The organism is Mesobacillus sp. (assembly GCF_047739415.1).
Classification (GTDB): domain Bacteria; phylum Bacillota; class Bacilli; order Bacillales; family Cytobacillaceae; genus Mesobacillus.
This window is the reverse complement of sequence record NZ_JBIQOE010000071.1, coordinates 1-2,744: the sequence shown is the minus strand read 5'-3', so window position 1 is coordinate 2,744 and position 2,744 is coordinate 1. Positions and strand designations below refer to the sequence as shown.

Annotated in this window: 4 protein-coding genes; 1 reads left to right on the top strand and 3 read right to left on the bottom strand. The window is 35.8% G+C overall.

All coding sequences use genetic code 11. The annotated features are described in order from the left end of the window. Together ACH0QE_RS06210 and ACH0QE_RS06205 are read right to left on the bottom strand one after the other, a co-directional pair. A partial coding sequence (locus tag ACH0QE_RS06210; RefSeq protein ID WP_415799825.1) for a hypothetical protein occupies positions 1-238 on the bottom strand: 238 nt, incomplete at its 3' end. Between the two features lie 629 nt (positions 239-867). Further along, on the bottom strand, positions 868-1,050 hold the full coding sequence (locus tag ACH0QE_RS06205; RefSeq protein ID WP_415799824.1) for a hypothetical protein: 183 nt from the start codon (positions 1,048-1,050) through the stop codon (positions 868-870). 197 nt (positions 1,051-1,247) lie between these two features. Here ACH0QE_RS06205 and ACH0QE_RS06200 point away from each other — a divergent pair, with 197 nt between their 5' ends. Then, positions 1,248-2,264 (top strand): NADP-dependent oxidoreductase, encoded by a 1,017-nt coding sequence (locus tag ACH0QE_RS06200; RefSeq protein ID WP_415799823.1) that lies wholly within the window; start codon positions 1,248-1,250, stop codon positions 2,262-2,264. Here ACH0QE_RS06200 and ACH0QE_RS06195 read toward each other — a convergent pair. After that, entirely contained in the window at positions 2,247-2,459 is a 213-nt protein-coding gene (locus ACH0QE_RS06195; RefSeq protein ID WP_415799822.1) for a hypothetical protein, read from the bottom strand. The genes ACH0QE_RS06200 and ACH0QE_RS06195 overlap by 18 nt on opposite strands. Positions 2,460-2,744: the final 285 nt, after the last annotated feature.

Here is a 2,744-nt window from a genome sequence, read left to right as displayed (position 1 = left end):
GTATTATATTTGTCGGCACCTCTCCTTTTATATCAATAGTACCTTTAAATCGATCGTGGTTAAAAATTTTTCTATACAATTTACCTTTAATTGTAATTGTAACTTCTTTATTTATTTGATTGCTTTTACTTCCAACTCCGTAAACAATTCCGTCAAATGCTTGATTGATTTCTTTGGGTACTGAATACCAAACTACAAAGCTAACTATACCTACAATACATATGAATACTAAATACAACTTCTTCAGTTTTATGGAATACACCTCCTAATCTTTACTAAGTATTTTTTGAATAGATTTTGACTTATTATCCGTTTTATATAAAGACCTCATCATTTGTGTATATTCAACATTTACAGAGAATTTTCTTTTTGGAAGTAAACTGACCCTTATGTTTAATAAGGATATTTTACAATAAGAGCCTTAGGCCTTTCTGATTTTCGCTCCCTTTAGTTTAATATGCAGAGAAAAACTCCATTAACACTTGTTAATCTAGAGTGTTGAAGCACAAAATGACAACCCTAATATTTATTAAAAAAGTTTAAAACCACCTACATCTTCTTTACAATTTACACAATATCCCTTTCCGTTTGTTAATGGTACTGGACAACCACAGTCACAATACTTTAATTCTTTTCTATTTGTTTCTAAAGGTATAAGTCTATTGTCGCAATACTTACATCTTGTTATATAGCTATTATTTTCTTTATTGCATTTAGAACATTTCAATTTTTGTCCTCCGCCTCTATAACTTTAGTTTTTTACAAAATGTCTTCTTAAAGGAATAAACTGTATCTTTACTTCAATAAGCGTATGGTGGTTTGTTGTATCTACAACTCTCAAACCACTTTTCAACCGTGTGATTAAAACTAACCATTTATCAATTTATCATAATACTCTTTCGGATTAGAAATATTGTTCTCAATAAAAAATTCAGCCTGATGTTTGAACATATCTACATAAGAATCTGTATCCATACTTAAGTCTCCCAAATCATCAACATCCCCTTGAACTTGTACAGTATCTGTTTTAAGATCAACAAAAACGGTCATATAAGTTTTTTCTTTGTATGTGACAATACCGATTACTTGTTGTTTCTCTAAATCTTTAAACGGTTTAATCTTACTTAAATAGACCTATTGATGAATAATGTAAGTTAAAAACTAAATGAACACCACCTTGAAAAATCATATGGATTTGAATGAACTCTTATTTCCTGTATATTAAGGCTAGAAAACATTTAGGAAGGATGATTACTATTCAAAAGCAAATACAGCTTAAAAAGAGACCAACTGGAGTACCTACATATGATCATTTTGAATTTGTGGAAGTACCTATAGAGAAACCAGCAAAAGGTGAAATACTTTTACAGACTCTTTATATTTCGGTCGATCCTTATTTGCGAGGTCGAATGAATGATACCAAATCCTATATCCCGCCATTCAAATTGAACGAAGCTATTTCAAGTGGTGTAATCGGAAAAGTAGTGGAGTCACAGTCAGACCTCTTTGAAGTTGGCGATTTCGTTATAGGGTCATTAGGCTGGCAGGAATTCTCGATTGCTAAAGAAAATACTGTTCGTAAAATTGACCCGAATCTGGCACCAGTCTCCGCCTACTTAAGTGTATTAGGCATGACCGGTCTTACGGCATACTTTGGCTTATTGGATATCGGCAAGCCGAAAGCTGGTGAAACAGTTGTTGTATCCGGTGCCGCAGGAGCTGTCGGTTCCATCGTGGGTCAAATCGCAAAAATCAAAGGTGCAAGGGTCGTTGGCATTGCTGGTTCGGATGAGAAGGTTCGTTATCTTCTAGATGACCTTGGATTTGATGCTGCAATTAACTACAATACACAGAATGTAGGCACCGCTCTAAAAGAAGCATGTCCTGAAGGGATTGATGTCTATTTTGAGAACGTAGGTGGAGAGATTTCCGATGCGATCTTCCCTCTATTGAACAACTTCGCAAGGATTCCTGTCTGCGGAGCGATATCGGCATATAACCAGGCAGAGCCAGATGTAGGGCCACGGGTCCAAGGGTACTTAATTAAGACAAGTTCATTGATGCAAGGATTCACTATCGGAAACTATTCGTCCCGCTTTGGCGAAGGAGCAAAAGAATTGGCCGGCTGGCTTTTAGAAGGTAAATTGAAGTATGACGAAACGGTTACAGAAGGCTTCGAGAATACAATTGACGCATTCCTAGATCTATTCAAAGGCGCTAATCTTGGAAAAGCGATCGTGAAAGTATCAGATTCTGACAAATAATAGACAAAGCCGTTCCGGAGTTATTTTTGGAACGGCTTTTCGTTTACCGCCAAACTCCTCAGCCGAGAAATGTGAAGTTTGAACATATGCATCATATTTTCCCTTTTCCAGATTAACGCCACTTAATGTTTGAGAATACTTTTCTCCTTTTTTCATACTTGTTTTAACAATATTAAAATCAATTTCCAGGTCCAAAAAAGGCGTCAATCCCTCTTGGTTCAACCCCGTCGAAGCTAAAATTAACATCTAACAAATTTGCGTTTGAAACCTAGCCTTCCTCGTGCGCACCATTGGATATGTATATTTTTTTCGTTTGTTCCTTACCTAGGGCTTCACTCCTGTTTTTTGCAAGCAAAAAGTGCAGAGAATTGCAGCGAAAAATACATAGGCTTGCAGCACAGATTTCTTTAAATTCCATCAGTTGACTTTACAGATGAAAGAGCGTTCTTTAATCTGTAACTTTCTCCTGTAAATGCCACA

What these genes read in the sequence shown, in the direction of transcription:
- ACH0QE_RS06200 (WP_415799823.1), top strand. Translation starts at nt 1,248, where the DNA reads ATGATTACTATTCAAAAGCAAATACAGCTTAAAAAGAGACCAACTGGA.
- ACH0QE_RS06205 (WP_415799824.1), bottom strand. Translation starts at nt 1,050, where the DNA reads ATGACCGTTTTTGTTGATCTTAAAACAGATACTGTACAAGTTCAAGGG.